Here is a 25,438-nt window from a genome sequence, read left to right on the forward strand (position 1 = left end):
AATGGAAAGTCCATTTATTGGAATCATGATCAACTACGAAAATATCCTCTACGAAAGCCTTGGTCCGGTTGTTCGCATTTCGCTCAATCGTCCCGAGTTGCGCAATGCACAGAGCCGCATGTTGTTGCGCGAGTTGGACGAAGCGCTGCGCCGTGCGGAGGCTGACGAGGGTGCTCGGGTGGTCATCCTCGCTGGCGTGGGCGATCACTTTTCGTCTGGCCACGACCTGAAGAACGCTCGAGCGGAGCGGCCCAACCCCACGGTGGAGGAACGATGGCTCTACGAGGAAGAGCACTTCTACGACTACTGCCTGCGTTTGCACGACTTGCGCAAACCCACGATTGCGCAAGTGCAAGGGGCATGCATCGCCGCCGGCTTCATGCTGGCCAACATGTGCGATCTGATCGTCTGTGCCGAAGATGCATTCTTTTCCGATCCTGTGGCGCATTCGATGGGAACCGCCAGCCTTGAAGTGCTGGTTCATCCCTGGGTCATGGGGATGCGTCTCGCCAAGGAACTGCTTTTTACGGGCAGGCGTTTGCCGGCTGTGGAGGCACTGCAGATAGGAATGATCAACAAGGTCGTGCCGCGAGCAGCGTTGGAGGACGAAACACTTCGGCTTGCCAACACCGTTGCCGATGCACCCCCTTCGGGTTGAAGCTGGTCAAGCGATCGCTTAACCGCACTTGGGATGCACAGGGATTCCGGGTCGCGTTGAGCGCTCACTTCGACGGACATCAACTCTCGCACGTCAGCGGCGAGTTTCAGAAGAACTTGCAGCGCGGCCTCGATGCCACGATCTCCGCCGCGAAGAACATGGGTGCCAAATGAGCCGCGGGATCAAGCGTCTTCACCCGCTGCTGGAACCGGGCTCCATCGTCGTAGTGGGTGCTTCGCAAGAGCCTTCGCGCATCGGTGGGCGGCCGCTGCAATTGGCGCGCATGCATGGTTTTGCAGGGAAGGTGGCGGGTGTCAACCCGAAGTACACGTCAGTACAGGGTTACCCATGCTTTGCACGCCTGGCTGAGGTTCCGTTCGTGCCTGATCTGGCCATCCTGGCGGTCGGCGCGAAGGACGTTCTGGGAGCGCTGCATGAATGCGCGGAACGCGGCGTACGAGCCGCAGTGGTCTTCGCCGGAGGATTCGCGGAGCTTGGCACTGTGGAAGGCCGGCAGCTGCAGCAGGCGCTGCAACGCTTTGCCGAGCGCACGGGCATGCTGGTGGCGGGGCCCAACGCGATCGGCCTCGTCAACGTGGGGCGGCGCATGTATGCCACGTTCATGACTGCGATGGCAGAGTCGCCGCCAATGGACGGCGGCGTGGCGATCGTGGCGCAAAGCGGTGGAGCGGTGATTGCCGTACACAACACGCTGCAGGCGCGCGGAGTTGGCGTGCGCTATTTGCTCAATACCGGAAATGAGGCCTGTGTCGATTTCAGCGACTATCTGGAACATGTTTCCGCCGACACCGGTACAAAGGTCGTTGCCGGCTACATCGAGGGCTTGGATGATGGCGGCCGTTTCATCGAGCAATTGCAGACTTTGCGCGACCGCGATGTGCCCGTCGTGCTCTACAAAGTTGGAGAGACTGCGCAGGGTGCTGATGCCGCGGCCTCGCACACGGCCCGGCTGGCCGGAAGCCACGCTGTCTTCAAGGCAGCGTTCGAGCAACTAGGTGTGCTGCGGGCTGATGACATGGAGCAACTGGCGGAATTGAGCTACCTCGCAAGCAAGGGAGGGCGTAGCAGCGGCACGCGCGTTGGCATCCTGACGACTTCAGGCGCGTTCGCCGCCATCTTGACTGACAAGTTCGGGCCAGCCGGTGTCTGCGTTCCGCGGCTCAGCGAGGACCTGCAGGCGCGTTTGCGCCCGAATGTGCCAGCCATGGCCAGCACGGCCAATCCCGTGGACATCACTGCCAACGTAGTGAATGCGATCGGTGGTTTCGGAGCAGCGTTATCCAGTCTGCTGCAAACACAGGAGCTGGACTTTGTCGTGCTTTTTTCCACGTCCAACTTGATCGACAAGTTGGCTGACGAAATTCTGCGGGCAGCAGAGGGATCGACGCGCATGCTGGCGGTCATGGTGACCGGTGTCAGCCGGGCGCAGCCAGCCCTTGAAGCAGCCGGTATCCCCGTATTCCATGATGTAGGACGCGGCGTCTCAGCCCTGGCGGCGTTGGCGCGCCGGGATACCCAGCGGCGGGCCGGCAGGCCGTGGCGGCGCGACGTCGATCAACCACGTACTGCCGCGTCGGCGGAAGCCCGGCAGATACTGACAGAGGCGCGCGCTCGTGGCGCGTCCAGCCTGACCGAGCGCGAAGGCAAGTGGCTTCTTGCAAGCAAGGGCGTGGCGGTTACACAGGACATTGTGTGTGGCGATGCGGACGCGGCGGTGATGGCTGCGCGCAGAACGGGTTTTCCTGCTGTGCTCAAGATCCTTTCGCCTGATATCCCGCACAAGACCGAAGTCGGAGGCGTGCGCTTGGGACTTGTGAATGAGGATCAGGTGAGAGCGGCTCACGATGCGATGCGTTCGGCGGTGGCCGCCGCGGCTCCTGGGGCCCGTGTCGAGGGGGTAGTGCTGCAGCGTCAGGTACACGCCGGCATTGAGTTGCTGGTGGGCGTGCATCGGGATCCTTTGTTTGGCCTGGTGTTGACGCTTGGGTTCGGAGGAGTCATGGCCGAACTGGTGGACGATGTGCAGCATCGCCTGCTGCCCGTAGACGCAAGCGATGTGCGTTCCATGCTTGAACGTCTGAGGACGTTTCCCTTGTTGGCGGGGTATCGCAACCAACCCGGCTGCGATATTGAGGCAGTGGTGCGCGCCGTTATTGCCGTCGCCAGCCTGGCTGAGGAACTGGATGATCAACTGGATGAGATCGAGATCAACCCGCTCATCGCTGAAGTGGGTGCGGAAGGCAGCGCGGTTGCCGTCGACTGCGTGGTGAGGTTGCGTGCAGAGGAGAGGCCGAGTGAGGGATCACCGGCGTTGGCGGAGATGGCATCGTGAGCTATATCGAGTTCAGCAGCAAGCCACCGGTGCCGGAGTTCGAGGACCGCGGCACCCATATGGCCAACTACAGCCGCGTATATGCCTCCACCAAGGAGGATGTCATGCCGGTAACCGATCGCGATGCGGCATTACGTCGCTATCTGGATACCTACGAGCGCACCGGTGCGAAGCGTGTCATTCTCAAAGGACGTGACCTCACTACCAGCCAAGGTTTCAAGGTTTCCAACGAGGACGTTGCCGGCTTTTGCCGTGCTCACGGCGATCGTTATGTGGGATTGGCGGGCGTCGATCCCTATCAGGGCATCAAGGCCGTTCGTGACCTTGAGCATGCAGTGCGCGATCTGGGCATGCGCGGGCTCAACCTGCCGTGCTTTGAACTCAAGTTGGCCATCAACGATGCGCGCATGTACCCGCTCTATGCGAAATGCATCGAGCTAGACATCCCGGTGGTGCTGCACAGTGGCGTCAATTTCTCGACTACCTCGCCGATCCGCAACAGCCACCCGCAGTTGCTCGATGAGGTCATGGTTCATTTTCCTGAATTGACCGTGGTGGTCTCACCGCCGGGCTGGCCCTGGATTCAGGAGTTGATCGCGGTGGCGTGGAGACACCGGAGCGTCTATATCGGCCTGGCCGCCGTGCGTCCCAAGTACCTGGGCGTGGCGGGCAGCGGTTACGAATCGCTCCTGCAGTACGGTGGCAATGTTCTGAAGAACCAGATTCTTTTCGGCTCCGCCTTCCCGCTCATGACGGTGGAGCAAGCGCTGGCCGACATCGATGCACTGCCGCTGGCCGATGACGTACGGCGGAAATGGCTGCATGACAACGCCGTTCGCGCTTTCCAGCTCGACACCTGACCATATTTGCTACGGAGGAAACACCCATGAAATTTGCTCGCTTTCTTTGCGTTGCCATAGCGGCCTGCGCATCTTTTGTGTATGCGCAGACGCCAGCCTCAGGCTACCCGGTACGTCCTGTCAAAATGGTGGTGGGCTATCCGCCTGGCGGGACGCTCGATATCGTGGCGCGCAGCCTTGCCAATGAACTGCAGAAAGAGCTGAAGCAATCCTTCGTGATTGAAAACCGTGCTGGCGCGGGAGGGTTGGTCGGAGCGCAATCCGTACTTAACGCCCCGCGAGATGGTTATACCCTTCTAATGGCCATTGGGAGCCACACGGTACTTCCGGCGGTCCAGCCGAAGATGCCCTATGACACGCTCAATGACTTTGTCCCGGTGACCATGGTTGGAACCTCTCCCAACATGTTGGTGGTTCGGGCTGATAGTCCGGCACGTACGCTGGCGGAGTTCTTTCAACAGGCCAAGGCGTCGGGGTTGCCGCCGAACTATGGGACACCCGGCATCGGAACCACTACCCACGTGACCGCCGTGATGCTCGAGCGCGCCAGCGGCGTGCCTATGAACCATATTCCTTTCAAGGGTTCCGCCGATACCAATCAGGCTTTGCTGTCGGGGCAGGTGCCTGTGATCTTCGCCTCCATCGTGTCAGCTGGCCCCGCCATTCGGGACGGCCGCGTGCGAGCCCTGGGTATCGTGGGCGAGAAGCGCTCTGCGCTGCTTCCCGATGTCCCGACCTTCGCGGAGAGCAAGGTACCCGGTGTTCTGGGCAACAACTGGCTTGGCCTCCTGGCACCGGCCGGTACGCCTGCGGCGATTGTCAACAGGCTATCGGCAGCCATTGCCACGATTGGGGCGCGGCCGGAGTTTCAGGCAAACCTGCGCTTGCAGGGGGTTGAGCCGCAGAACGTCGGCCAAGCTGAGTTCGGACGCATGCTGGCGCATGAAGTGGCGGCATACAAGGAAGTGGCACGTTCCGCGAAAATTTCCAACGAATGAGCGCAGTGGCCAAACCGGGGCAGTTTTCCCCGAGCACCATGCGGGCGGTTGTATGCGAGGGCTTTGGTGACCCCAGTGTGCTGCGGGCCGTGGAGCGGCCTGTCCCCGGGATTGGTGCCGGGGAGGTGCTGGTGCGGGTGGCCGCCGCTGGCGTGAATCGTCCGGACGCCACGCAGCGGCTCGGCCTTTATCCGCCACCGCCAGGTGTCACGGATATTCCTGGTCTCGACATTGCGGGAGAGATCGTGGCGTGTGGGGCAGAGGTCGGCGCATGGCGTGCCGGCGATGTCGTCTGCGCGTTGATTCCAGGGGGAGGCTACGCAGAATATGCGGCAGCTCCTGCCGCGACTTGTCTTCCGGTTCCCGCAGGACTGGAGATGCGCTCTGCGGCTGCTTTGCCCGAAGTTTGTTTTACCGCCTGGACGAAATTGATGGAAGCCGGGCGCTTGGGGTTCGGAGAATCGGTGCTGATCCAAGGGGGCACCAGTGGCGTTGGCTTGGCCGCGATTCAGATGGCGAGGGCATTGCGTGGGGCGCGCGTGATCGTGACGGCGAGCACGGCTGAAAAGCGAGCCCAGGCTGAGGCGTTCGGTGCGGATGCAGCCATCGACTACCGCGTGGACGACTGGCCTGATCAGGTGCGGAAAGCTAACGCCGGCCTTGGCGTGGATGTGATTCTCGATGCCCAGGGTGGCGATTACGTACCTCGTGAGCTGGCACTGCTTTCCGAAGGTGGGCGCCTGGTATTGCTGGGCGCGCATCGCGGCGTGGAATCCACCATCAATGTGCGCGATTTGATTCGGCGGCGGCTTAGCATCGTAGGTTCCGTGATCCGAAGCCGCACACTGGCGGAGAAGCGAGCCATCGCCAAATCACTGGTCGAGAATGTCTGGCCGCTGCTGGCCAAAGGGGTCATGCGCATCCCGGTCCATGCCACATTTCCACTGGAGCGAGCCGAAGACGCGCATTGGATGCTGGAGCGAAACGAGCAAGCCGGCAAGATTGTGCTTGACGTCCGCTGAAGCCCTGTGTTCGGCAAGCATCTGCTTGCGCGCCTAGCTCAGCGTCCGCGCCAGCGCCTGAGCAGCCGCATTCAGGCGCGGCACTTTTTCAACGGCTTGCGCCAGCGTCATGCGGGCCACGGGGGCCTGCAGCGCCACGGCGCAGCGGACATGGCGTCCGTCGCCGCTGAACACGGGCACGGCGGCGCAGACGAGGCCGTCCACGAATTCCTCGGCGTCCACGGCATAGCCCACCTTGCGTATGCGCACGAATTCGTCTTCCAGCGCCTCGCTGCTGGTGAGCGTGGTGGCGGTGTAGCGCACGAGTGGCAGGCCGCTCAGGAGTTCGGCACGCTGGCGTGATGGCATGTGGGCCAGGATGAGCTTGCCGCTGGCAGAGCAATGCACAGGCACCCGTGTGCCAGGGCGCAGGTTGAGCTGCAGCGGAAAAGCGGACTCGATGCGGTCCAGATACACCACCTCCACGCCCGAGAGCGTGGTGAGGTTGCAGCTTTCACCGATGTCGGCTACCAGTTGGCGCAACACCGCATGGCGCACGCCCTGCTGGGTGCTGCCGGCCAGCGTGGCCTCGGCCAGGCGCAGCAGGCGCGGTGCCAGGGCGTAGCGGCGGCCATCGGGCTCGCGGGCCAACAGACCACCGCTTTCAAGCTGAGCCAACAACCGGTGCACGCTGGGTTTGGGCCAGCCGCTGGCAGCCACTGCCTCGGCCAGCGTGAGCGGCCGGGCCTCGCGGGCCAGGATTTCCAGCAAGTCGAACAGGCGTAGACCGGGAGAAGTAGCTTCTTGCATAAATCTCATAATCCGAGACGAATCATGAAAATTTTCCGAGATTTTTATTCATTCTAATAGAGTGACCTTCATGAACTCCACCTTAGCTCCGACGCCTCGCTTTGCGAATGTGGTCTTGACAGGTGCCTGTGGCGGGCTGGGCCAAGCCCTGGCCAGGGAGTTGATCGCCCAGGGCTCCAAGGTGGCGCTGATGGGGCTGCACCGTCCCGCTCTGCAGGAACTGGCCGCTCTGTCGCCTACGCACTGCCGCATCTACATGCTGGACGTGGCCGATGCCGACGAGATGCGGCGAGCGGTTGAAGATTGGATGGCGTATGCGGGCCTGCCCGATCTGGTGATTGCCAATGCCGGTGTGGCAGGAGGTTTCGATGGGGCGCGTGCCGAGGATCTGGCTGTGATGCGCCGCATGCTGGAGATCAATCTGCTGGGCCCCGCCACGACCTTTCAGCCTTTTCTGCATGCTCTGCGTGGACGACCTGAGGCGGCTTGCGCGCTGGTAGGCGTCGCCAGCATTGCCGGCTGGCGTGGCATGCCGGGCAATGGGGCCTATTGCGCCAGCAAGGGCGGACTGATCCGCTATCTGCAGAGCCTGCGGGCGGAGCTGCGCGGCAGCCTTGTCAGCGTGCATACCGTCAGCCCTGGCTATCTGCGTACACCCCTGACGGCCGGCAACCGCTTTGCCATGCCCGGGCTGATGGAGCCGCATGAAGCGGCCCGCATGATGTTGCGGGCTGTGGGCAGGGGGCGCGAGCACATCGTGCTGCCCCGGCGCATCGGCTGGCTCTCGCATCTGCTGAGCTGCCTGCCTGACGCCTGGCATGACAAGCTGCTTCGCGGCCAGCCGCGCAAGCCTCGGCCAGGGGAAGCTGGGGCCACTGATATTCCAGGGCTTGGCGCACCGCCTGCCAAGCGCTGAGAACGCCTGAGAATCTGACATCACAAGACCATGACGGAGACAGAGACGATGCGAAGCGACAGCCATACAGGGCCTGGGCCCGGGGGGATCGGGGCGCGGCCAGCTGTGTCCACCGAAGAGATGATCGCGCTCATCGGTGCCGGGCCATCGGGCCTGGCCGGCGCGCGCAATCTGCAGAAACTGGGAATTCCCTTCCAGGGCTTCGAGGCCCATACCGACGTGGGCGGGCTTTGGAACATCGGCAATCCTCGTTCCACGGTCTATGAGTCCGCGCACCTCATTTCGAGCAAGCGCACGACGGAGTTCTCCGAATTCCCCATGGCCGATGAGGTGGCCGACTACCCCAGCCATCGCGAGTTGAACCGGTATTTCGCGGACTTCGCGGATCATTTCGGCCTTCGCCGCCACTTCCGTTTCGGCGTGCGTGTGGAACGCGTCGAACCGCTGCGGCAGGACGACCCGGCAACACCCTGGCGCGTGAGCATCCGCAACGCCGCGGGCGAGTTGGAGAGCGCTGTCTACAAGGGCGTGGTGATTGCCAACGGCACGCTGGCAGAGCCTAATATTCCACGGTTTGAAGGGCAGTTCACGGGCGAGTTGCTGCACACCAGCCAATACAAGAGCGCCGAGCAGTTCAAGGGCAAGCGGGTGCTCATCGTCGGCGCGGGCAACTCCGGTTGCGACATCGCAGTGGATGCCGTGCACTATGCGCAGAGTGTGGATATCTCCGTGCGCCGCGGTTATTACTTCGTGCCCAAGTATGTCTTCGGCAAGCCGGCGGACACGTTGGGCGGGAGGAAGCCGCTACCGCGTTGGCTCAAGCAAAGGCTGGATACCGTCGTGCTCAAGTGGTTCACAGGCGATCCCACGCGTTTTGGTTTTCCCAAGCCCACCTACCGGATGTACGAGTCCCACCCCATCGTGAACTCGCTGATCCTGCATCACCTGGGCCATGGCGATATTCATGTCAAGGCCGATATCGCGCGCTTTGAGGGGCATACCGTGCACTTCAAGGATGGCAGCCGGCAGGACTATGACATGGTGCTGGCCGCCACGGGCTATGCGCTGCACTATCCGTTTATCGACCGCGCCCACTTGAACTGGCAAGGCATGGCGCCGCAGTTGTACATGAATATCTTTGCACCGCGTTACCGGCGCCTGGCGGTACTGGGGATGATCGAGGCCAGCGGTATTGGCTGGCAGGGGCGCTACGAGCAGGCCGAGCTGATGGCGCGCTACTTCAAGGGGTTGGATGGCCATACACCCGCGGCTGAGCGCCTGCAGGCGGCCATCGCCGGGCCGGCGCCAGACCTGACGGGCGGCTACCAGTATCTGCAGCTGGAGCGCATGGCCTACTACGTCCACAAGGACACCTACCGCAATGCCGTGCGGCAGGCCTCTGAAGCCCTGCGTTGAACACGCTCCAATAAGAAGAAGGAGGTTTCCATGCTGCCGGTAGATGAAATACGGCTGAACTTCAATCCCGCTTCGCTCATGCTGCTCAACGCGGTGCTGGCGTTCCTGATGTTCGGCATTGCGCTGGACACCAAGCTTGAGGATTTCCGCCGCGTGGCCCGCATGCCCTGGGCCATGGCCGTGGGCATTGCGGCGCAGTTCGTGGTGCTGCCTGCAGTGACCTTCGCGCTCACGTTGTTGCTGGGCGTGGGGCCCAGCATCGCGCTGGGCATGATCCTCGTGGCCTGCTGCCCGCCGGGCAATATCTCCAACATTCTTACGCACCGTGCCAAGGGCAATGTGGCGCTGTCGGTGTCGATGACGGCGATCTCGAACGCCATCTCCATCGTGGTCATGCCGCTCAACTTCTCGTTCTGGGGTGGCCTGCATCCTACGGCCTCAGCCTTGCTCAAGACAATTGCCCTGGATCCGCTGGAGATGCTGGGCCATATTCTCATCATCATTGGTATTCCATTCGTGTTGGGCCTGTGGTGCGCGCACCAGTTTCCGCGCGCCACGCAGAAGGTCACCAAGCCGGTGCGCATCGTCAGCTTCCTGGCGCTGATCGGCTTCATCATCGGGGCTATTGCTGGCAACTGGCGCTTCTTCCTTGACTACGTGGGCCTGGTGCTCCTGGCCGTGGCGCTGCACGATGCGATTGCGTTTGCCACCGGCTACTTGTGCGCCCGAGCCACCGGCTTGCAAGACTATGAACGCCGCGCGGTGACCATGGAAGTCGGTATCCGCAATGCAGGGCTGGGTCTTGTATTGATCTTCAGCTTCTTTGGCGGCCTGGGCGGCATGGCCGTGGTGGCAGGTGTCTGGGGCTTCTGGGACATCATCGCGGGCTTGGTGCTGGCCAGCGCGTGGGGCAGAAAAGCACCCAAGGGAGCGCCGGCATTGGAGGTGCGTGCCGTATGAATTCCATGGTTTCTTCGAGGGCCGCTCAGGGTGCGGCATATGCTCAGCGCGTGCTGGTTACCGGGGCAGATGGCTTTCTGGGCCGTAGCGTGATCCAGGCTCTGGGTCAACGCGATGCGACGGCGGCGGTCGCCCTGGATGTACGCCCCGTGCCTGCGGAGCGGCGGGTGGCTGGCGTGCACTATGCCGCCATGGATGTGCGCGATCCGGCGCTGAGCCAGGTGCTGCGCGAACACCGCATCGACACCGTAGTGCACTTGGCCTCCATCGTCACGCCCGGCAAGGACAGCAATCGCGCGCTCGAATACGACGTGGATGTCAACGGCACGCGCAATGTGTTGAGCGCGTGCGTGGCGCAGGGCGTACGACATGTGGTCGTTTCTTCCAGTGGTGCAGCCTATGGCTACCATGCCGACAACCCCGCATGGATCGAGGAACACCACGCGCTGCGCGGCAACCAGGCGTTCGCCTATTCCGATCACAAACGGCTGGTGGAGGAAATGCTGGCGCAATGGCGGCAAGATCAGCCGCAGCTGGCGCAGACCGTGCTGCGCATCGGCACCATTCTGGGCGAACGCGTGGACAACCAGATCACGGCCTTGTTTGAGAAGCCACGCCTGTTGGCCATCCGTGGCAGCGACAGCCCGTTCGTCTTCATCTGGGATCAAGACGTCACAGGCGCGATCTTGCACGCCCTCGATGGCGGCGCACCCGGCTGCTACAACCTGGCGGGCGATGGTGCGCTCACCATTCACCAGATCGCGGCAAGATTGGGCAAGACCACGCTGGATCTGCCCGCAGGCTTGCTGCGCGGCGCGCTGTTCGTCGGTTCGCGCCTGGGCGTGAGCCGCTACGGGCCCGAGCAGTTGGATTTTCTGCGCTACAGGCCCGTGCTGCTCAATACCGCGCTCAAGCGCTGGGGCTATGTGCCGAGCAAGACCAGTGCCGAAGCCTTTGATGCATTCGTGGCCGCGCGCCGGGCGCAGGGCCGGAGCATCACTGCATGAGCACCCAGGCGGTGAGTCTTTCGCGCGGGGACCAACTGCGCGTGCTCGGTGTCGTCCTGATCTGGGGGCTGAACTTCGTGGTGATGAAGCTGGGCCTGCAAACGCTCAGCCCCATGCTATTGGGGGCACTTCGTTTCATGGTGGCGTCGCTGCCCTTCATTCTGTTCGTGAAGCCACCTCCCGTTCCGGCGCGGTACGTGCTGGCCTATGGATTGGCGCAGGGCCTCGGCCAGTTCGGCCTGCTGTTCCTGGGGCTGAAACTGGGGATGACGGCGGGTATGGCTTCGGTGGTCATGCAGACCCAGGCCTTCTTCACGCTCGTACTCGCCGTGGCCATGCTCCATGAAAAAGCCCGGCCATCGCAATGGGCCGGGCTGGCGTTGGCTTTTGGTGGCCTGCTGGTCATTGCACTGGGGCGCGGCGAAGGCGCCGGGCAGATGACGCTCGCCGGGTTGGTGCTGACCGTGGGGGCGGCCCTGATGTGGGCGTTGTCCAATCTGGTGGTGCGCAAAGCCGCGCAGGCGGTGCCCGGCTACAAACCTTTGCCGTTCATCGTATGGAGCAGTTTGGTGCCCATCGTCCCATTCGTTCTGCTGGCCTGGTGGTCAGAAGGCTGGCCAGCGCTGACCGCCCAATGGCAGGGCATGGACGGCAAGGCTTTATTGGCCGTGCTTTATCTGGCCCTGCTGGCCACCTTGCTGGCCTACAGCTGGTGGACCGAGCTGCTGCAGCGCCATGCGGCCGGGCGGATCACACCATTCTCATTGCTGGTGCCCGTGGTCGGCTTGCTCGCGGCCATGCTCCTGCTCGGCGAGCGGCCCACCGTGCTGCAGTGGCTGGGCACACTGGGCGTGCTGGCGGGCATGATGGTCAATCAGTTCGGCGGGCGCTGGATCGGGCAGGGTGGAAGCCGACGATTGCGCTGGGACCGATAGAGGGTGTTGGAGGCTAGGAGCGGGGGCGCCGAGCCGCCCACGCTCCTAGGGCGCCTACCTGTTCCGCCGGGCACGCACCGCGTCAGCCAGCCCGCGCAGCACGGGCTGGGTTTGTTCAAAGCTGATGCAGGCATCGGTGATCGACACGCCTGGCTTCAGAGGCTGGCCGGGAACGATGTCCTGGCGGCCCTCTTCCAGATGGCTCTCGATCATCACGCCCATGATGCGCGCATCGCCTCCGGCCACCTGCCGGCCTACATCTTCGGCCACCACGATTTGCCGCGCGTGCTGCTTGGATGAGTTGGCGTGCGAGACATCGATCATGACCTGCTCACGCAAGCCGGCGGCTTTCAGGAGCGCGCAGGCCGCGCTGACGTCTTCACTGGAGTAGTTGGGCGCTTTGCCGCCGCGCAGGATCACGTGGCAATCGTCATTGCCGCGCGTTTCAAAAATGGCGCTCAAACCCATCTTGGTCATCCCCATGAACGCATGCGGAGAGCGGGCAGCCACGATTGCATCGGCCGCCACTTTCACGCCGCCATCGGTACCGTTCTTGAAGCCCACCGGGCACGACAGGCCGCTGGCCAGCTGGCGGTGGCTCTGGCTCTCGGTGGTGCGCGCGCCGATGGCGCCCCAGCTCACCAGGTCGCTGATGAATTGCGGGCTCAGCAGATCCAGGAATTCGCAGCCCACCGGCAAGCCAACCTCGAGCACATCGAGCAGCAGGCGCCGTGCCAACCGAAGCCCTTCGTTGATGGCGAAGCTGCCATCCAGATGCGGATCGTTGATGTAGCCCTTCCAGCCCACGGTGGTGCGGGGCTTCTCGAAATACACGCGCATGACCACGAGCAGGTCATCCGCCAGGGCGTCGGCCTCGGCCTTCAGTCGGCGAGCGTAGTCCAGCGCCTGGGCATGGTCGTGGATCGAACAAGGCCCGACCACCACCACAAGCCGGTCATCCTCGCCGTGCAGCACGCGGGAGATGGCCGCCCGGCTTTCCTCCACCAGGGCCTGGGCGGCGTCTGCCGCGGGTAAGTCTTCCAGCAGCAGGGCGGGCGTGATCAGGGGGCGCACCGCGCCGATGCGCGTATCGTCGATGCGGGTCGTGTCGTGGGTGGATTCCGGGTTCATCCCCGAATTATCGCCCTGGGACCGCCAAGCTCCAGCTTGGCACCGGCGCTACCTGGGTACGCTGCAATGCCAAGCTGGAGCTTGGCGGTCCCGGAAATACTCAGCGGCCCAACGGCGCAATACCGATCAACAGCGCATGAAGCCAGAACGCGAACACGGCCCAGATCACCACGCCAGCGACCACGGTCGTCAAGGTGCCGCCCAGCGTACCGGCCGGATAGGTAATGCCTTGCGCCCGATCGCGCTGGCGCGCCGCGCGGAACGCAAGAATCGCCCACACCAGAAACGCCCCGAACAGAATGGTGTCCGCCAGCGTCCTGGTGGCCAGCAGGTGGCCGAATGCCCATAGCTTCACGCCCAATATCATCGGGTGGTGCAGCTTGGCCTTGATCTGATTGCGCGGCACATAGGCCGCCGCAATCAGTATGAAAGCCACCAAGGTGAACAGCGCGTTGAGATGCCGCAGCCCCGTGGGCGGTGTCCACCACACCACGGGTTGTTGCCGCGCGAACCCGAATCCCCAGATGATGAGCGCGAAGCCCGCTAGCGAGATCAGAGTGTAGATGCCCTTCCAGCGTTTTTCGCCCACGCGCGCGATGGTTTGCGTGCGCCAGTCCTCGGCAAAAATGCGCGCCGAGTGAACGCCCAGGAACAGGATGAGGCCGAGAATCAGAATGGACATGGCAGCAGAACTCCAGATGCGCGCGGCGCGGATGGGCCATTATGCGCAGGCTGGATGAATCCTGCGTCTCCCTCCTGGGACCGCCAAGCTCCAGCTTGGCATTGCAGCGTGTCTAGGTGGCGCCCATGCCAAGCTGGAGCTTGGCGGTCCCAGGGGCGTCTCTCTCAATCTGGCCGCGTGAGCGTGCCGGCCTGGTTGTTCAGTTCCATCAGCAAGTCGTAGTAGCTGATATGCACTGGTCCGCCCGTGCGCTTCTCTGCCTGGGCGATCCACTCGGCATCGTGGCCTTGTTTGGCCGCTTCCACCGAAGGCCAGACATAAACGCCCACGCCTTCGGTGTTGTCCTGGCTCGCCAGATAAAGCTTGCGCTGCAATTGCGCGTTGGCGCGCCAGCGGTCAACGGTGGCCTCCGCGCCCGCGAGGATGTCGCTTCGCGAACTGCCCGGCGGGTGCCTGAAGCGGACGATTTCCACGATCATGCCTATCCTCCTGGGTTATTCAGCCTTGATGCCGCGCGTGCGGATCAGCGCACCGAAGCGGTCGCTGTCTTCATGGCCCTTGGCCGCGAATTCCTGTGGGCTGAGGGCTGCCGGAATGCCGCCGATGGCGGTCATGCGGGTGGCGAAGGCGGGCGTGCGCACGATCTTGCCGATCTCCGCGTTCAGCTTCGCAATGACGGCCGGCGGGGTGCCGCCCGGCGCATAGAAGCCGAACCAGGTATCCGCATCGAAGCCCTTCAGGCCGACTTCTTCCATGGTGGGCACGTTGGGAAACTCGGGCGAGCGCTGCGAGCTGCCAATGGCCAGCAGCTTCAGCTTGCCGGCTTTCACATGCTGCAGGCCCACGCCCGGATCAAACATGAAATCGAGCTGGCCCGCCAACAGATCCTGTATGGCCGGGCCGCCGCCCCGGTAAGGCACGTGCAGCGCAAACACGCCGGCCTGCTGTTTGAACAGCTCAGCCGCCAGGTGCGGCGAGCTGCCAGTGCCGGGAGAGCCGAAACTCAGCTTGCCGGGGTTGGCTTTCACGTACTGGATGAACTCGCGGGCGCTGTTCACCGGCACCTTGGGATGAACTTCCAGATAGACCAGGATGCGGCCGGCCGACACCACAGGCACAAGATCCTTGGCGGGATCGAAAGGCATCTTCGCATACAGGTGCGGATTGATCGAGATCGTTCCGCCGGAGCTCATGAGCAACGTGTAGCCGTCGGCAGGGGCCTTGGCGACATAGTCCGCGCCGATGTTGCCGTTGGCGCCTCCCCGGTTTTCTACCACCACGGGCTGGTGCAGCGCTTCCTGCAACGGTTGGGAGATCGCCCGCGCAATCTGATCGGCCGCGCCGCCCGGCGGAAAGTTGACCACGATCTTGACCGGCTTGTTCGGGTAGTCGACCTGAGCCCAGGCCAGCGGGCTGGCGCTTGCCAAAGCCAGCGCGGCAGCGGCCAGCCAACGCCGGCGGGGGAATGGTGCAGTGTTCATCGTATGTCTCCGTTGTTATTGAATGAGCCAAAAATCGAGATCAAGTCCGGGCTGTACTCCGGTTCTGGGGATTGCGCATCCAGCGGATGGGCTGCTCACGCACCGGCCGCGCGGGCGCACCGTGGGAGCGCAAGGTAGCATCCAGGGCCTTGCCGCTTTCGTCTTTCAGCGCGGCTTCCCGGGCCACGGCCACGGCGGCAGCGCGTGCGGCAGGGTCTGGCATCTGAGGCGACTGGGCCAGGTGCTCCAGCACGTGCAGCAGGTTTTCCTTGCCGCGCTCGTTGGTAGACCCATAGCCTTTGATGAGCCGGCCGCAACGGGCGATCTCCAGGCCCAGCGCCGGGCTGGCCCGCAAGCCCTGCACGATGCCACCCAGCCATTGATCGATGAGCTTCTGTTCGGTGGCGTAGCGCTGGCCCTTGGCCCGCAGCCATTTCATCGACGCCAGCGTGCGCAGCGCCAGCATGCCGAACACGGTGTGCGTGCCCACTTTCATGGGGCGGGCCCAGGGCTTCTCGCCGCGTGCTACGCGGGCGGCATCCCACCGCGTCAGCCGGTCACCCAGCGAGCCGGGCAGCAGCCCGGCAAACTCGGGCACACCGGGCTTGAAGTGGTCGTAGATCTTGAGCAGATCCCCTTCGCGCGCTTTCACCTCGCGCTGAACCCGTTCGCGCCGCGAGGCAACCGCCTTCAGGTGGGCCACGCGCACGATGTCATCGAAAGCCATCCATAGCGCCAGCCAGCGCGCGGTCTCGTGCGTGGTTTCGCCTTGCGTACCGCCGGCAGCCTGCTCGGCGGCCCACACGCGTTGCAGGCGGTCAAGATACATCTGCCCATAAGCTTGATTCTGGTATTCGGCCGCGCGCGCGCAGCCCTGGGTAATGCGCTCACGCAGCCCCGCCGGAAAATCCGCTTCGATACGGTTTGCCAGTGCCGCCGCCAGAGCGGGCTGAGCGGGGTTTTGGGCCACCGGCGCTGCCTGCGCCAGCAGATCCAGAACAGACTGGCCCTGATCGCGTTGCCGCTGCACGGCTTCGAACCCCAGCGCGAAGCCGCGCAAGCTGGCCTTGGCTGACGCACCGCCGCCTTCACCCACCACCGATTCATAGTCGGCGCGCGCGAAGGGCAGCACGCCACTGGCGGCGATGCAGCCCAGCATCACGCTGCTGACGATTGTGCCGGCTTCGCGCGTCAGCGCGGCCATGTCCAGGATATGGTGGCGTGCCGCATGGGCCTGCACCAGCGAGGTTAGTTGTGCTTCGTCCCAACGCCCATCGCCCAGGTGTGTGCGCTCGGCGGTCGTGAGCGCGCGCGCCGTCGAGGCAATCACGCAGGTGCGTTCGTTAGAGGCCATGCCGTTGCCGATCTGCCTGGCGGTTTCCAGCAACTCGCTCGAGATCAGCAAATCCAGCTTGCCCGGCAACGGTGTCAAGCCGAAGATGGGCCGTTTGCCTTGCAGCGTGCGCTCGTGTTCGGGCCAGAACTCAAGATAGTAAGTGGTGGCACCGGTACGTTGGGCCACGCCTGGGATCGACGTCGCCTGGGCCGGGTAGCCCGCGTGGCGCGCCACGGCGGCTAGCCACTCGGCCAGTACGCCGCCGCCTTCGCCGCCCAGTGCACAGATCAGCAAGGTGACGGGTTGTTGTGGGTGGGTCATATCGATTTTTCTTTTTATGCAGGTTGCAAAGCTCGCACGATGGCGCCGCGCACGCTGTGGAGCAGCCGCTCATGCCACTTGGGGTTCTGGATCACCTCGCTCCGGTAGAACGAGGGGCACAAGGTGGCCGCATGGGCGTTCTCGCCGCACAGGCCGCAGCCCACGCAGCCGTCGATCACCGTGGCCACGGGATCCACCTTGAGTGGATCGGGGTTGTCTTTCAGCGTGAGCGTGGGACAGGCCGAGAGCCGGATGCAGGCATGATCGCCATTGCACACGTCCTCATCCACGCCATATTTCACGCGCACCACACGCTCTCCCTTTTTCAGGAGATTAGCAATCCAGGGCTTGAGCCGGCGTTGGCGCTCCAATTGGCATTCGCCCTCGGCCACGATCACTTTCAGGCCCTTGAAATCACTCGTCAAGGCGTCTTCTAGCGTATCGCGCATCTTGGAAACTTCGTACGAGTGCACCACCCGCATCCATTTCACGCCAAGGCCTTGCAGCGCGTTCTCGATCGTCTGGTTCGTGTGCACCAGGCTGCGCCCTTTGTCCTCGGCGTTGAACTTGGCGTCCTCGTCCGGCGTGGAAATGATGTCTTGCGTGCCGGTGGCCGAGGTGTAGCCGTTCTTGAAGATCAGCAGCACCGCATCGTCGCCGTTGAACAAGGCCGCCTGCACGCCGGTGACGATGCCGTTGTGCCACAAGCCGCCGTCGCCCATAATGGCCAGAACGCGGCGGTTCATGTGCGGCGACACACCCGCGCGGCTGGCCAGGCTCATGCCGAAGCCCAGGATGGTGTGCCCCGTGTTGAAGGGCTCGAAGGTGCCGAAGGAGTGGCACCCGATGTCGGCGGAGATGTGAACCGGCCCCACCGTCTGCTGCGCCAGCTTGATCGCCGAGAACACGGGCCGTTCGGGGCAGCCGATGCAAAAGCCCGGCGGGCGCATGGGCAGGGGCTCCGGCAATGCCTTGGCGGCATTGCTGCGGCGTTGCTGGTTGCCGGCGAGCCAATCCTGCACCGGTTGCGTATCCAGTTGAGGCGCCACTTTGGCCAGCCATTTCGCCAAGCCGGCCGCCATTACTTCCACCGTGTACTCGCCGCCCATCGGGAGAACGTCCTTGCCCGCGAGCGGTGTCTGGATATCCCGCCGGCGCAGCAGGGTGGCGATTTCCTGCTCGATGTATTCGGGCTGTCCTTCTTCCAGGACCAACACCGCTTCCTTGCCCTGGCAGAAACCGGCGATCTGATCCGGCACCAGGGGGCTGGTCACGTTGAGCACCAGCGTGGGCACATCGAGTTCGCCAAAGGCATCAGCCAGGCCGAACTGCTGCAAGGCCCGCACGAGTGTGTTGTAGAGCCCTCCCTGCACAATGAGCCCCAGCCCGTCTCTCTTGCCGGGGCGCAACTCATTCAGGCCGTGCTCCACGATGTAACGGCGCGCGGCCGGAATGCGCTCTTCATATTTGAGCTTCTCGTGCTGGAACAGCGCGGGGGCATGCGCCAGACGTCCATAGTCGAACCCGGCAGGGTCGTCCATCAGGGCCTTGGTGGAAATCGCGGGTGCGCGGTTGTCGCGCGCCTCGAAACTGCCGCGCACATGGCAGGCGCGAATGCGCAGCTCCATGATGGCCGGCATGTTGCTGGCCTCGCTCATGGCAAAGCCATGCTCCACCATGTTCACCATCTGCGCCAGATCGGGGCGCGGATCGAGCAGCAGGGTGCCTGATTTCAAGGCATACGCATGCGTGCGCTCCTGGATCACGCTGGCGCCTTCGCCATAGTCCTCTCCCACCACGATCAGCACGCCGCCTTTGACCCCCGGCGAGCAGAGGTTCGAGAGCGCATCGGCCGCCACGTTGGTGCCCACGATGCTCTTCCATGTCACGGCACCCCGGATCGGGTAGTGAATGGAGGCGCCCAGCATGGCACCGGCGGAAGCCTCGTTGGAGCAGGCTTCCACGTGCACGCCCAACTCGGCCATCAGGCCCTTGGCTTGCACCAGCACATCCATCAAATGGGACACGGGCGCGCCCTGGTACCCGCCCACGTAGGCCACGCCCGATTGGAGCAGCGCCTTGGTGATGGCCAGGATGCCTTCCCCGTGGAAGACCTCCCCCTGGCCCAGGCGCAAGGATTCGATTTCACTGGCAAACGAGACTTCCAAAAAACTTCTCCTTGATAAACCTGATCGAGTGTCGGGTTTTGCCGCTCATCCATCAATACAATGAGCCTAATAAGAGATATGCAATGAATGGATATCCATGGATATCAAGTCCCTCGATCTGAACCTGTTGCGCCTGTTCGATGCCGTCTGGCGTCTGCGCAATGTCAGCCGGGCAGCGGTTGAACTCGGTTTGTCCCAGCCGGCGGCCAGCCAGGGTCTGGCGCGCTTGCGGCGGCATCTGGGCGACGCGCTATTTGTGCGCACTGGCGTGGGCGTAGCGCCCACCAGGCGTGCCGAGCTGTTGGCGGTGGCGGTTCAGGCCGCGCTGGGTACGCTGGAGCAGGCGCTCTCCACCACGGAGTTCGAGCCGGGCAGTTCCCGCCGCGTGTTCCGGTTGCACCTTTCAGATATTGGCGAAGCGCGGTTCCTGCCTCGCCTGGTGGCCATGATCGAGGCCGAGGCTCCCATGGCCCGGATCGAAACGCGCCCGCTGCCACCCGAGGACATTGTTCCCGCGCTCGACAGCGGCCGCCTGGATGTGGCCATCGGCTACCTGCCCGCGATCGTCACCGAAACCCTCTCCGTACCGCTCATCCAGGACCACTATGTCATCCTGCTGCGCCGGGGCCACCCCATTCTGCGGGCATGGAAGCAGCGCCAGCCCGGGTCCGATGTCGAACTGCTCTCGCGCCTGCGGTACGCCTCCGTGCGTTCACACGCCGACACCTTGCGCATCCTGAACCTGCTGGGCCTCGAAAGCAGCGTGCGCCTGACGGCGGCCAATTTCCTGTCGTTGCCGGGTACTGTCAAAGCGACGGACCTGGCTGTGCTCATGCCCAGGGAAATCGCAGAAAAATTCTTGACTGGCCAGGACTACGCGATGATCGAGCCTGAACTGCCCAAGCGGCAATTCACGGTTTCCTTGCATTGGAGCCGACGCTTCGACCGCGAGCCTGCGCTGAGCTGGCTTCGCAAGGGTATCGTCGACATGTTTCAGGACGAGGTTGAGGCTCATCCTGACGGCCTGTAGCCGTAGGCACACGCACGCAAACGCGGCGTATCAACGCGCTTGCAGGTCCGTGGCAGCGGTCCGGATGGAGACGTCGTCCCGAAGCTTGAACTTGGCTACCCGATGAGTGGGTGTATGAGGCAATTCATCCACGATCGCGACATAGCGCGGCACTTTGATCGCGCTCAGATGATTGCGGCACCAAACTTCGATGTCCTCTGGTTTTACCGTCATTTCCGGCCGTGGCACCACGGCCACCAGAATGTCGTCCTCGCCGAGCTCTGAAGGCACGGGAATGGCCGCGGCTTCGAGAACTGCGGGATGATTGCCGATGACGCGGTCGAGTTCGGCTCCTGAGATATTCTCTCCGCGTCTTCTGATGATGTCCTTCTTTCGAGCGACAAACCAGTAGTAGCCTTCCTTGTCGTAATAGGCAAGATCGCCAGTCAAGAACCAGCCGTCACGGAAGGCGGCTTCAGTCTGTCCGGCATCCTTGAAGTACCCCTGCATGACGATGGGGGTCTTGACGACAAGCTCTCCGATTTCGCCAGGCGGCAGCAATGCGCCGGAATCATCTGAGATGCCCACCTGAGCCAGCTGTACTGACGCCTGGGGGTGCCTGCTAGGCTGGCCCATGCTCCGGATCTTGTGAGGGCCCGGAAACGGGTTGTTCAAGGCGCCTGGAATTTCCGACATCCCATAGCCTTCAATGAGCGTCGGTACGGCAAACTCCTCTTGGAACACCCGGTATGTTTCTTCATCGAAGGGGGCGCCATACATTTTTTGAAGATGATGCCCCTCCACGAACTCTGTGCGAGGCCGGCGCATCAGAATGCTGGCTGCCGCAGCAATGGTATTGACCTCGGTTGCTCTCGTCTCCTTGACGATTTTCCAGAAATTCGAGGCGGAAAAGCGGCGCTCAAGGACCAAGGTGGCGCCTGCCGCCAGCGCTCCGCCCAAGGAGTAGAAAATGGCGTTGACATGGAACAGCGGCAGGATGCACAGCAGGCGGTCCGCGGGCTGCAAGTGCATTCGCTCGACAAACCCTTCTCCTGCCGTGACCAGATTTCCCTGACTGTGCATGACCGCTTTGGGGAACCCGGTTGTGCCAGACGTATAAATGAATACGCAGGTGCTTGCGGCGCTCGCTTGATGGTTTTCGATAGGCGAGCTGCCTTTCAGAATTTCATCCTGCAAAGTGGCGTTGCCGCCGCTCGATTCCGCTGTGGCGGTGGATTCGTTCAGAATGATCCATGGCCTGGAGGGCATTCCTGAGCAAGCGAGAACAGCTGTTTCATACAAATCCGGCGCGCACACGATTCCGCAAACCTCAGCGTGGGAAAAGATGTACCGGACCTCCTCGGCCCCATATTCCGGATTGACCGGCGCCATGATGGCGCCGAGATCAGCGAGTGCGAGCAGCAAGAATACGCTCGTCGGGTGGTTGGTCGAGTAAACGCCAACTCTGTCGCCCGCCTTGACGCCTCTTCTCTTCAAGGCTGCCGAGGTGGCTTGAACATAGCGCTCAGCTTCCCGGTAGGAATAAGACTTGCCCTCAAAAACAATAAATTCCCGGTCGGCTGCAACTTTCAATCTGCTGCGGAACATGGATCCGACAGTGCCCTCGTGCGGCGGATACAGGTCCAGTACTTCAAGGGGGTCAACATGGATCAACTTCCCTTGTGGCGTAATTGGCCCCGCGTATGCGCTGAGGTTTCCTCTTCGGCGCGGTGCCAAAGCTCCATGGCGATGGGTTGGCGGGACTCTTCCAGAATGTGCCCGACCAGGCCGACAGCCCTGGCCATGACCCCCAGACCCCGGGAAACCTGCCATGGCATGCCCAGTTCGCAGCAAAGCGCACCGATGGCCCCTGTGGCATTGACGGGCAATGCCTTGCCGTAGATCTCGCTTGCTTGCTGCGCGACGCGCTCCATGAGATCCACATAACGCCCATGAAACCCTGTTTGCCTGGCGATTTCAAACAACCGTACAGCGCGCGGATCCTGCGGCTTGTGAGTGGGGTGACCTAACCCGGGAACAATCTTCTTTTGTTCCTTATGCGCCTGGACAATATCCTTGGCCATTCGATCCCGTTCCTGAGTCTGATCGCCGGGCGCTTCGGTGTCTGTCAGCGAAAGAGCATCCGACAGCATGCGAGCTGCGCCTTCCGTCGATCCGACAAAGACGCTCCCGAGGCCCAGCAAACCAGCCGCTACCGAGGCTTGCATGGCTTCCGGTGCGCCGGCGTGTGTCATCCGGGCCGCCAGTGTCGAAGGCACTATCCCGTGCTCGACCAGGGTGACAAGAATGGCGTTGAATAGGCGGGACTCATTCTGCGCGGGCAAGCGGCCTGTGACTTCCAGAAATGCCATGTCTCCGAAATTCAGAACACCGATCAGGTCGTTGCAGAGATCGAATCCATGCACGCCGATCTGGTCTGGGGTGCTCCAGGCAATATCGGAGCGCAGAGGTTTCTGTTCTTTCATCTTGATCCTTTGTCTTTAATTGATGGCGCTTGATGCCTCACTCCAGCTTGGCGCCGGAAATCTTGACCTTCTGTGCCGCCATGGCCCGGTCCTTCGTCAGGAACTCGGCAAACTGTTCCGGGGTATCGCCGACCGCGTCGAATCCCAGCGGCTCCATGTATTTCTTCTTGAACTCCGGCGTATTGATGACCTTGCTCATGTCTCGAGCAAATCGGTGGGCTATTTCTGCTGGTGTTCCCTTTGGGGCCACTACGCCAAAGTAGTAAGAGGCGTCAAAAGCGGGGAAACCCACTTCTCCAAAGGTCGGCACCTTGGCGGCTGCAGGTTGACGGTTTTTGCCGGATACCGCCAAGCCCTTGATTTTTCCGGATTCGATGTAGGGTGCGACGCCGCCCGTGACAGAGAACATGACATCGATTCTTCCGGCCATCAGTTCCTGGACAGCTGCAGGCAGGCTCTTGAAGGCGACGTGCTCGATCTGAAGCCCATTCATGTTGTTGAACCAAGCTGACGAGAGATGATTGACTCCGCCCACTCCGAGGGATGCATAGTTCATCTTCCCTGGCCTCTGCTTCGCATAGTCGATGAGCTCCTTGACATTGTTGACAGGAAGATCAGGCCGGACGACCAGCATGAGATTTCCAATGGCGAGCTTGGCGACCGGCACGAAATCCTTCGCGGGGTCATACGGGAGCTTGGGATAGAGGTATTGATTGGTGCTGAACGCTCCGTCGGATGCCACCAGGAACGTGTACCCGTCGCCGGGGCTCTTGGCGACAGTGTCCGCGGCAATGATTTCATTGGCGCCTGGCTTGTTGTCCACCACGAGCGGCTGGCCCCAGCTTTCCCCCATTTGCTGTGCGATGGCCCTCACCATGACGTCAGCCGGCCCGCCCGCACCATAGGGCAAGACGATCCGGATGGGCTTGGCGGGATAGGTTTGCGCGTGGGCGGTCAAGCCACAAGCTGCCACGGCAGCGAAGCCAAGGGCCGCCATTCGGCGAGTCAGTTGCATTTTCATTCCTCAATTAAATTTAAAAAGTACGGTATATGGTCAATTCAATGGAGCTCATTTATGATAGGGATATGAGAGAAAAATTAGACGAGTTGAGAGTCATATCTAGCGTTTGTCCTAATCTTTTTATTATTAGTAGTCCGATATATGGACTATTCAGGAGGCTGCTTGAAAACTGACGATCAAAGTGATGCCGGGGTGCAGGGTGCGCAAACGGTGGACCGCGCATGCCGGCTTATGAGGGAGATTGCGCTGGCTGGCTCGGCAGGGGCTCGAATGCTTGATCTTTGCGAGTCCTGCGGCTTGAGCAGGCCTACAGTTCATCGGATACTGCGGTCGCTTCAAGCGGCAGATCTCGTAAGCCAGGATTCCAAACGGCGCTATAGCCTCGGCGCTGGCCTGTTCGAGCTCGGGTTGGCCGCTCCGAACCCTATCAAGCGATTTCCTCAGGTGCGGGATGTCATTGACGAACTCGCCGCAAGAACCGATGACACGGTGTATCTCATGTTGCGAAGCCATGAGGATGTGGCGTGTGCATGGCGGGCGCAGGGGGGCTATCACATCAAGGCGAATGTGGTCGCCTTGGGAGATCGGCGTCCCATCTCGGCGAGCGTCGCAGGGCTGGCGCTGCTCGGCAGCCTTCCCGTATCCATGGCCGCTGAAATCATCTCCGCGAATCGGCCTTATCTTCCGGATCGCTGCAGTCTCAGCTTTGCCGAGGTGCAGGAGCACGTCGAAAAGTGCCGCGCGACAGGCTATGTCGTAGGCATTGGCGCTGTCATGGACGGCGTGACCGCGGTGGGCGTCGCGGTACCGTCAAGTTATGGGCGTCCGTTTCTCGCTTTGAGCGTATCAGCGATTTCCTCCCGCATTCCTTCAGAGCGCATCCCGCAGCTTGTGTCGGAGCTTCGATTGGCCGCGAAGAAGATATCCAATCTCACGTCGCTTGATCTGAATTAGTCTGTAGACAAAGCCGCCACCAACCGGCGGATCGCGGCACTGTTCCTGGCGGGCCTGCGTGGCCAGAAAAGGCACACCTCGTAATGGGGAAGCCGCTCGTCGACGCGCAGAGGCACGATCCCAGGGAGCCTGGATTGCGGAACCAGGCGCGGGTGAGGAAGCGTGCCCAGCAGATCCGTCTCCGCCACGATCTGAGCCAGCATCGCGTAGTCCGCGCAATGCACCGCAATTCTTGGCGGGGCCCAGCGCCGGACGCGAAAGGCCTCCTCGACCGTGTTGCCGGGCGTGCCCGCCTGGCCCGCGACGACCCATTGGGCACGGGCGATGGCGCGCAGGGATGTGGCGTTAGCCAGAGGATGTCCAGTGCGGCAATAGATGACCGGCTGGCTTACGTACATCAGCCGCTCGAACAGATCCGCGCGGTTCAGGCCGCGTGGCCGGGGCGTGATCACAAGATCGAGTTCCTCGCGCTTCAAGGCATCCAGCATGGCCGGCGCCGTTCCCGTGACGATGGACAGCTTGGTTCGCTTGCCCCCAGCGGCCAGGGCATTGACCATGGCAGGGCTATAGAGCAGGCCGGCCGCCGGGGCGAGGCCCACGCGAACGGCGGAGGCATCTATGCCGGGGTTGGCTGCTCCCCGGTGCCCGCTGTGCAGGCTGAAGCTGTCTTCGGCAGCGCGCATCGCGTGCGCGAGTTCCAGGGCCCTGGGCGTGGGAACCCGTCGGCGGCCTTGTTTTTCAAACAGCGGTTCGCCTACCTGGCGGGTCAGCCGCTGCATGGCTTGCGAGACAGCAGGCTGCGAGATGCCCGCTGCCCGTGCCGCCTGTGCAGTGCCTCCGCTGTCAATGATGCATCGCAAGAGTTCCAGCTGGCGCCATTCCAGTTCCATAACTTCATATTATGTTTTAGGTTCTGTTGAATCTTGTGCTCTGTT

At 62.5% G+C, this 25,438-nt stretch carries 22 protein-coding genes and 1 pseudogene; 12 read left to right on the forward strand and 11 right to left on the reverse strand.

Features of this window, described 5'->3' with window-relative positions; translation table 11 throughout:
• Positions 1–28 precede the first annotated feature (28 nt).
• The 5 genes and pseudogenes from WJU18_RS01105 (at position 29) to WJU18_RS01125 (ending at position 5,891) form a co-directional block, all read left to right on the forward strand.
• Positions 29–831: pseudogene (locus tag WJU18_RS01105) on the forward strand (enoyl-CoA hydratase).
• Positions 828–3,011 carry an acetate--CoA ligase family protein gene (locus WJU18_RS01110; protein WP_423458341.1) on the forward strand — a complete coding sequence of 728 codons (2,184 nt, stop codon included), beginning with the start codon at positions 828–830 and terminating at the stop codon, positions 3,009–3,011. Before WJU18_RS01105 ends, WJU18_RS01110 begins: the two are co-directional and overlap by 4 nt.
• The gene (locus WJU18_RS01115; protein WP_423458342.1) at positions 3,008–3,871 is read left to right on the forward strand and encodes an amidohydrolase family protein; all 864 of its coding nucleotides are present in this window, start codon (positions 3,008–3,010) and stop codon (positions 3,869–3,871) included. Before WJU18_RS01110 ends, WJU18_RS01115 begins: the two co-directional genes overlap by 4 nt.
• A gap of 26 nt (positions 3,872–3,897) precedes the next feature.
• Positions 3,898–4,869, forward strand: a complete 972-nt coding sequence (locus tag WJU18_RS01120; RefSeq protein WP_423458343.1) for a Bug family tripartite tricarboxylate transporter substrate binding protein — start codon at positions 3,898–3,900, stop codon at positions 4,867–4,869.
• 38 nt (positions 4,870–4,907) lie between these two features.
• Positions 4,908–5,891 (forward strand): NAD(P)H-quinone oxidoreductase, encoded by a 984-nt coding sequence (locus tag WJU18_RS01125; protein WP_423460907.1) that lies wholly within the window; start codon positions 4,908–4,910, stop codon positions 5,889–5,891.
• Positions 5,892–5,924: 33 nt separating this feature from the next.
• Here the strand turns inward: WJU18_RS01125 and WJU18_RS01130 are convergent, their stop codons facing one another.
• Positions 5,925–6,680, reverse strand: coding sequence for an IclR family transcriptional regulator (locus WJU18_RS01130; protein ID WP_423458344.1), 756 nt, complete (start codon positions 6,678–6,680; stop codon positions 5,925–5,927).
• A 70-nt stretch (positions 6,681–6,750) separates the two neighbouring features.
• Here WJU18_RS01130 and WJU18_RS01135 point away from each other — a divergent pair, with 70 nt between their 5' ends.
• The 5 genes from WJU18_RS01135 to WJU18_RS01155 all read left to right on the forward strand — a co-directional run bounded on the left by WJU18_RS01135 (position 6,751) and on the right by WJU18_RS01155 (position 11,914).
• On the forward strand, positions 6,751–7,596 hold the full coding sequence (locus tag WJU18_RS01135; protein WP_423458345.1) for an SDR family oxidoreductase: 846 nt from the start codon (positions 6,751–6,753) through the stop codon (positions 7,594–7,596).
• Between the two features lie 120 nt (positions 7,597–7,716).
• Positions 7,717–9,012, forward strand: a complete 1,296-nt coding sequence (locus WJU18_RS01140) for a flavin-containing monooxygenase (protein ID WP_423460908.1) — start codon at positions 7,717–7,719, stop codon at positions 9,010–9,012.
• 30 nt (positions 9,013–9,042) lie between these two features.
• A complete protein-coding gene (locus tag WJU18_RS01145; RefSeq protein ID WP_423458346.1) occupies positions 9,043–9,972 on the forward strand; it encodes a bile acid:sodium symporter family protein in 930 nt (309 codons plus the stop codon).
• Positions 9,969–10,979, forward strand: coding sequence for an SDR family oxidoreductase (locus WJU18_RS01150; protein ID WP_423458347.1), 1,011 nt, complete (start codon positions 9,969–9,971; stop codon positions 10,977–10,979). The genes WJU18_RS01145 and WJU18_RS01150 overlap by 4 nt, the downstream gene beginning before the upstream one ends.
• Positions 10,976–11,914 (forward strand): EamA family transporter, encoded by a 939-nt coding sequence (locus WJU18_RS01155; protein ID WP_423458348.1) that lies wholly within the window; start codon positions 10,976–10,978, stop codon positions 11,912–11,914. The genes WJU18_RS01150 and WJU18_RS01155 overlap by 4 nt, the downstream gene beginning before the upstream one ends.
• A 54-nt stretch (positions 11,915–11,968) precedes the next feature.
• Here WJU18_RS01155 and WJU18_RS01160 read toward each other — a convergent pair whose 3' ends face one another.
• The 6 genes from WJU18_RS01160 to WJU18_RS01185 all read right to left on the reverse strand — a co-directional run bounded on the left by WJU18_RS01160 (position 11,969) and on the right by WJU18_RS01185 (position 19,033).
• On the reverse strand, positions 11,969–13,045 hold the full coding sequence (locus WJU18_RS01160; protein ID WP_423458349.1) for a 3-deoxy-7-phosphoheptulonate synthase: 1,077 nt from the start codon (positions 13,043–13,045) through the stop codon (positions 11,969–11,971).
• 100 nt (positions 13,046–13,145) lie between these two features.
• Positions 13,146–13,727 carry an NnrU family protein gene (locus tag WJU18_RS01165; RefSeq protein ID WP_423458350.1) on the reverse strand — a complete coding sequence of 194 codons (582 nt, stop codon included), beginning with the start codon at positions 13,725–13,727 and terminating at the stop codon, positions 13,146–13,148.
• A 164-nt stretch (positions 13,728–13,891) separates the two neighbouring features.
• Positions 13,892–14,206, reverse strand: coding sequence for a hypothetical protein (locus WJU18_RS01170; protein ID WP_423458351.1), 315 nt, complete (start codon positions 14,204–14,206; stop codon positions 13,892–13,894).
• 15 nt (positions 14,207–14,221) lie between these two features.
• Positions 14,222–15,208, reverse strand: a complete 987-nt coding sequence (locus WJU18_RS01175) for a Bug family tripartite tricarboxylate transporter substrate binding protein (protein ID WP_423458352.1) — start codon at positions 15,206–15,208, stop codon at positions 14,222–14,224.
• Between the two features lie 40 nt (positions 15,209–15,248).
• The gene (locus WJU18_RS01180; RefSeq protein ID WP_423458353.1) at positions 15,249–16,865 is read right to left on the reverse strand and encodes an indolepyruvate oxidoreductase subunit beta family protein; all 1,617 of its coding nucleotides are present in this window, start codon (positions 16,863–16,865) and stop codon (positions 15,249–15,251) included.
• Between the two features lie 14 nt (positions 16,866–16,879).
• Positions 16,880–19,033: a thiamine pyrophosphate-dependent enzyme gene (locus WJU18_RS01185; protein WP_423458354.1), complete on the reverse strand. Its 2,154-nt coding sequence runs from the start codon at positions 19,031–19,033 to the stop codon at positions 16,880–16,882.
• A gap of 97 nt (positions 19,034–19,130) precedes the next feature.
• Here WJU18_RS01185 and WJU18_RS01190 point away from each other — a divergent pair, with 97 nt between their 5' ends.
• Complete coding sequence (locus WJU18_RS01190) at positions 19,131–20,063, forward strand: LysR substrate-binding domain-containing protein (protein WP_423458355.1); 933 nt, start codon at positions 19,131–19,133, stop codon at positions 20,061–20,063.
• A gap of 30 nt (positions 20,064–20,093) precedes the next feature.
• Here the strand turns inward: WJU18_RS01190 and WJU18_RS01195 are convergent, their stop codons facing one another.
• The 3 genes from WJU18_RS01195 to WJU18_RS01205 form a co-directional block, all read right to left on the reverse strand.
• A complete protein-coding gene (locus tag WJU18_RS01195) occupies positions 20,094–21,650 on the reverse strand; it encodes a class I adenylate-forming enzyme family protein (RefSeq protein ID WP_423458356.1) in 1,557 nt (518 codons plus the stop codon).
• Between the two features lie 62 nt (positions 21,651–21,712).
• Complete coding sequence (locus tag WJU18_RS01200; protein ID WP_423458357.1) at positions 21,713–22,528, reverse strand: citryl-CoA lyase; 816 nt, start codon at positions 22,526–22,528, stop codon at positions 21,713–21,715.
• A gap of 37 nt (positions 22,529–22,565) precedes the next feature.
• Complete coding sequence (locus tag WJU18_RS01205; protein ID WP_423458358.1) at positions 22,566–23,543, reverse strand: Bug family tripartite tricarboxylate transporter substrate binding protein; 978 nt, start codon at positions 23,541–23,543, stop codon at positions 22,566–22,568.
• A gap of 168 nt (positions 23,544–23,711) precedes the next feature.
• Between WJU18_RS01205 and WJU18_RS01210 the strand changes: the two genes are divergently transcribed.
• On the forward strand, positions 23,712–24,503 hold the full coding sequence (locus WJU18_RS01210; RefSeq protein ID WP_423458359.1) for an IclR family transcriptional regulator: 792 nt from the start codon (positions 23,712–23,714) through the stop codon (positions 24,501–24,503).
• On the opposite strand, the gene WJU18_RS01215 is transcribed toward WJU18_RS01210, so the two are convergent.
• Positions 24,500–25,393 (reverse strand): LysR family transcriptional regulator, encoded by an 894-nt coding sequence (locus WJU18_RS01215; protein ID WP_423458360.1) that lies wholly within the window; start codon positions 25,391–25,393, stop codon positions 24,500–24,502. The two genes, WJU18_RS01210 and WJU18_RS01215, sit on opposite strands and share 4 nt — an antisense overlap.
• Positions 25,394–25,438 lie beyond the last annotated feature (45 nt).

It is taken from the genome of Ottowia sp. VDI28, from assembly GCF_049532675.1.
Lineage (GTDB): Bacteria > Pseudomonadota > Gammaproteobacteria > Burkholderiales > Burkholderiaceae_C > Ottowia.

Bases quoted from the DNA above. Each gene is read 5' to 3' on its own strand.
- WJU18_RS01110 (WP_423458341.1), top strand. From the start codon at position 828: ATGAGCCGCGGGATCAAGCGTCTTCACCCGCTGCTGGAACCGGGCTCC.
- WJU18_RS01120 (WP_423458343.1), top strand. From the start codon at position 3,898: ATGAAATTTGCTCGCTTTCTTTGCGTTGCCATAGCGGCCTGCGCATCT.
- WJU18_RS01125 (WP_423460907.1), top strand. From the start codon at position 4,908: ATGCGGGCGGTTGTATGCGAGGGCTTTGGTGACCCCAGTGTGCTGCGG.
- WJU18_RS01130 (WP_423458344.1), bottom strand. From the start codon at position 6,680: ATGCAAGAAGCTACTTCTCCCGGTCTACGCCTGTTCGACTTGCTGGAA.
- WJU18_RS01135 (WP_423458345.1), top strand. From the start codon at position 6,751: ATGAACTCCACCTTAGCTCCGACGCCTCGCTTTGCGAATGTGGTCTTG.
- WJU18_RS01140 (WP_423460908.1), top strand. From the start codon at position 7,717: ATGATCGCGCTCATCGGTGCCGGGCCATCGGGCCTGGCCGGCGCGCGC.
- WJU18_RS01145 (WP_423458346.1), top strand. From the start codon at position 9,043: ATGCTGCCGGTAGATGAAATACGGCTGAACTTCAATCCCGCTTCGCTC.
- WJU18_RS01150 (WP_423458347.1), top strand. From the start codon at position 9,969: ATGAATTCCATGGTTTCTTCGAGGGCCGCTCAGGGTGCGGCATATGCT.
- WJU18_RS01155 (WP_423458348.1), top strand. From the start codon at position 10,976: ATGAGCACCCAGGCGGTGAGTCTTTCGCGCGGGGACCAACTGCGCGTG.
- WJU18_RS01160 (WP_423458349.1), bottom strand. From the start codon at position 13,045: ATGAACCCGGAATCCACCCACGACACGACCCGCATCGACGATACGCGC.
- WJU18_RS01165 (WP_423458350.1), bottom strand. From the start codon at position 13,727: ATGTCCATTCTGATTCTCGGCCTCATCCTGTTCCTGGGCGTTCACTCG.
- WJU18_RS01170 (WP_423458351.1), bottom strand. From the start codon at position 14,206: ATGATCGTGGAAATCGTCCGCTTCAGGCACCCGCCGGGCAGTTCGCGA.
- WJU18_RS01175 (WP_423458352.1), bottom strand. From the start codon at position 15,208: ATGAACACTGCACCATTCCCCCGCCGGCGTTGGCTGGCCGCTGCCGCG.
- WJU18_RS01180 (WP_423458353.1), bottom strand. From the start codon at position 16,865: ATGACCCACCCACAACAACCCGTCACCTTGCTGATCTGTGCACTGGGC.
- WJU18_RS01190 (WP_423458355.1), top strand. From the start codon at position 19,131: ATGGATATCAAGTCCCTCGATCTGAACCTGTTGCGCCTGTTCGATGCC.
- WJU18_RS01195 (WP_423458356.1), bottom strand. From the start codon at position 21,650: ATGTTCCGCAGCAGATTGAAAGTTGCAGCCGACCGGGAATTTATTGTT.
- WJU18_RS01200 (WP_423458357.1), bottom strand. From the start codon at position 22,528: ATGAAAGAACAGAAACCTCTGCGCTCCGATATTGCCTGGAGCACCCCA.
- WJU18_RS01205 (WP_423458358.1), bottom strand. From the start codon at position 23,543: ATGCAACTGACTCGCCGAATGGCGGCCCTTGGCTTCGCTGCCGTGGCA.
- WJU18_RS01215 (WP_423458360.1), bottom strand. From the start codon at position 25,393: ATGGAACTGGAATGGCGCCAGCTGGAACTCTTGCGATGCATCATTGAC.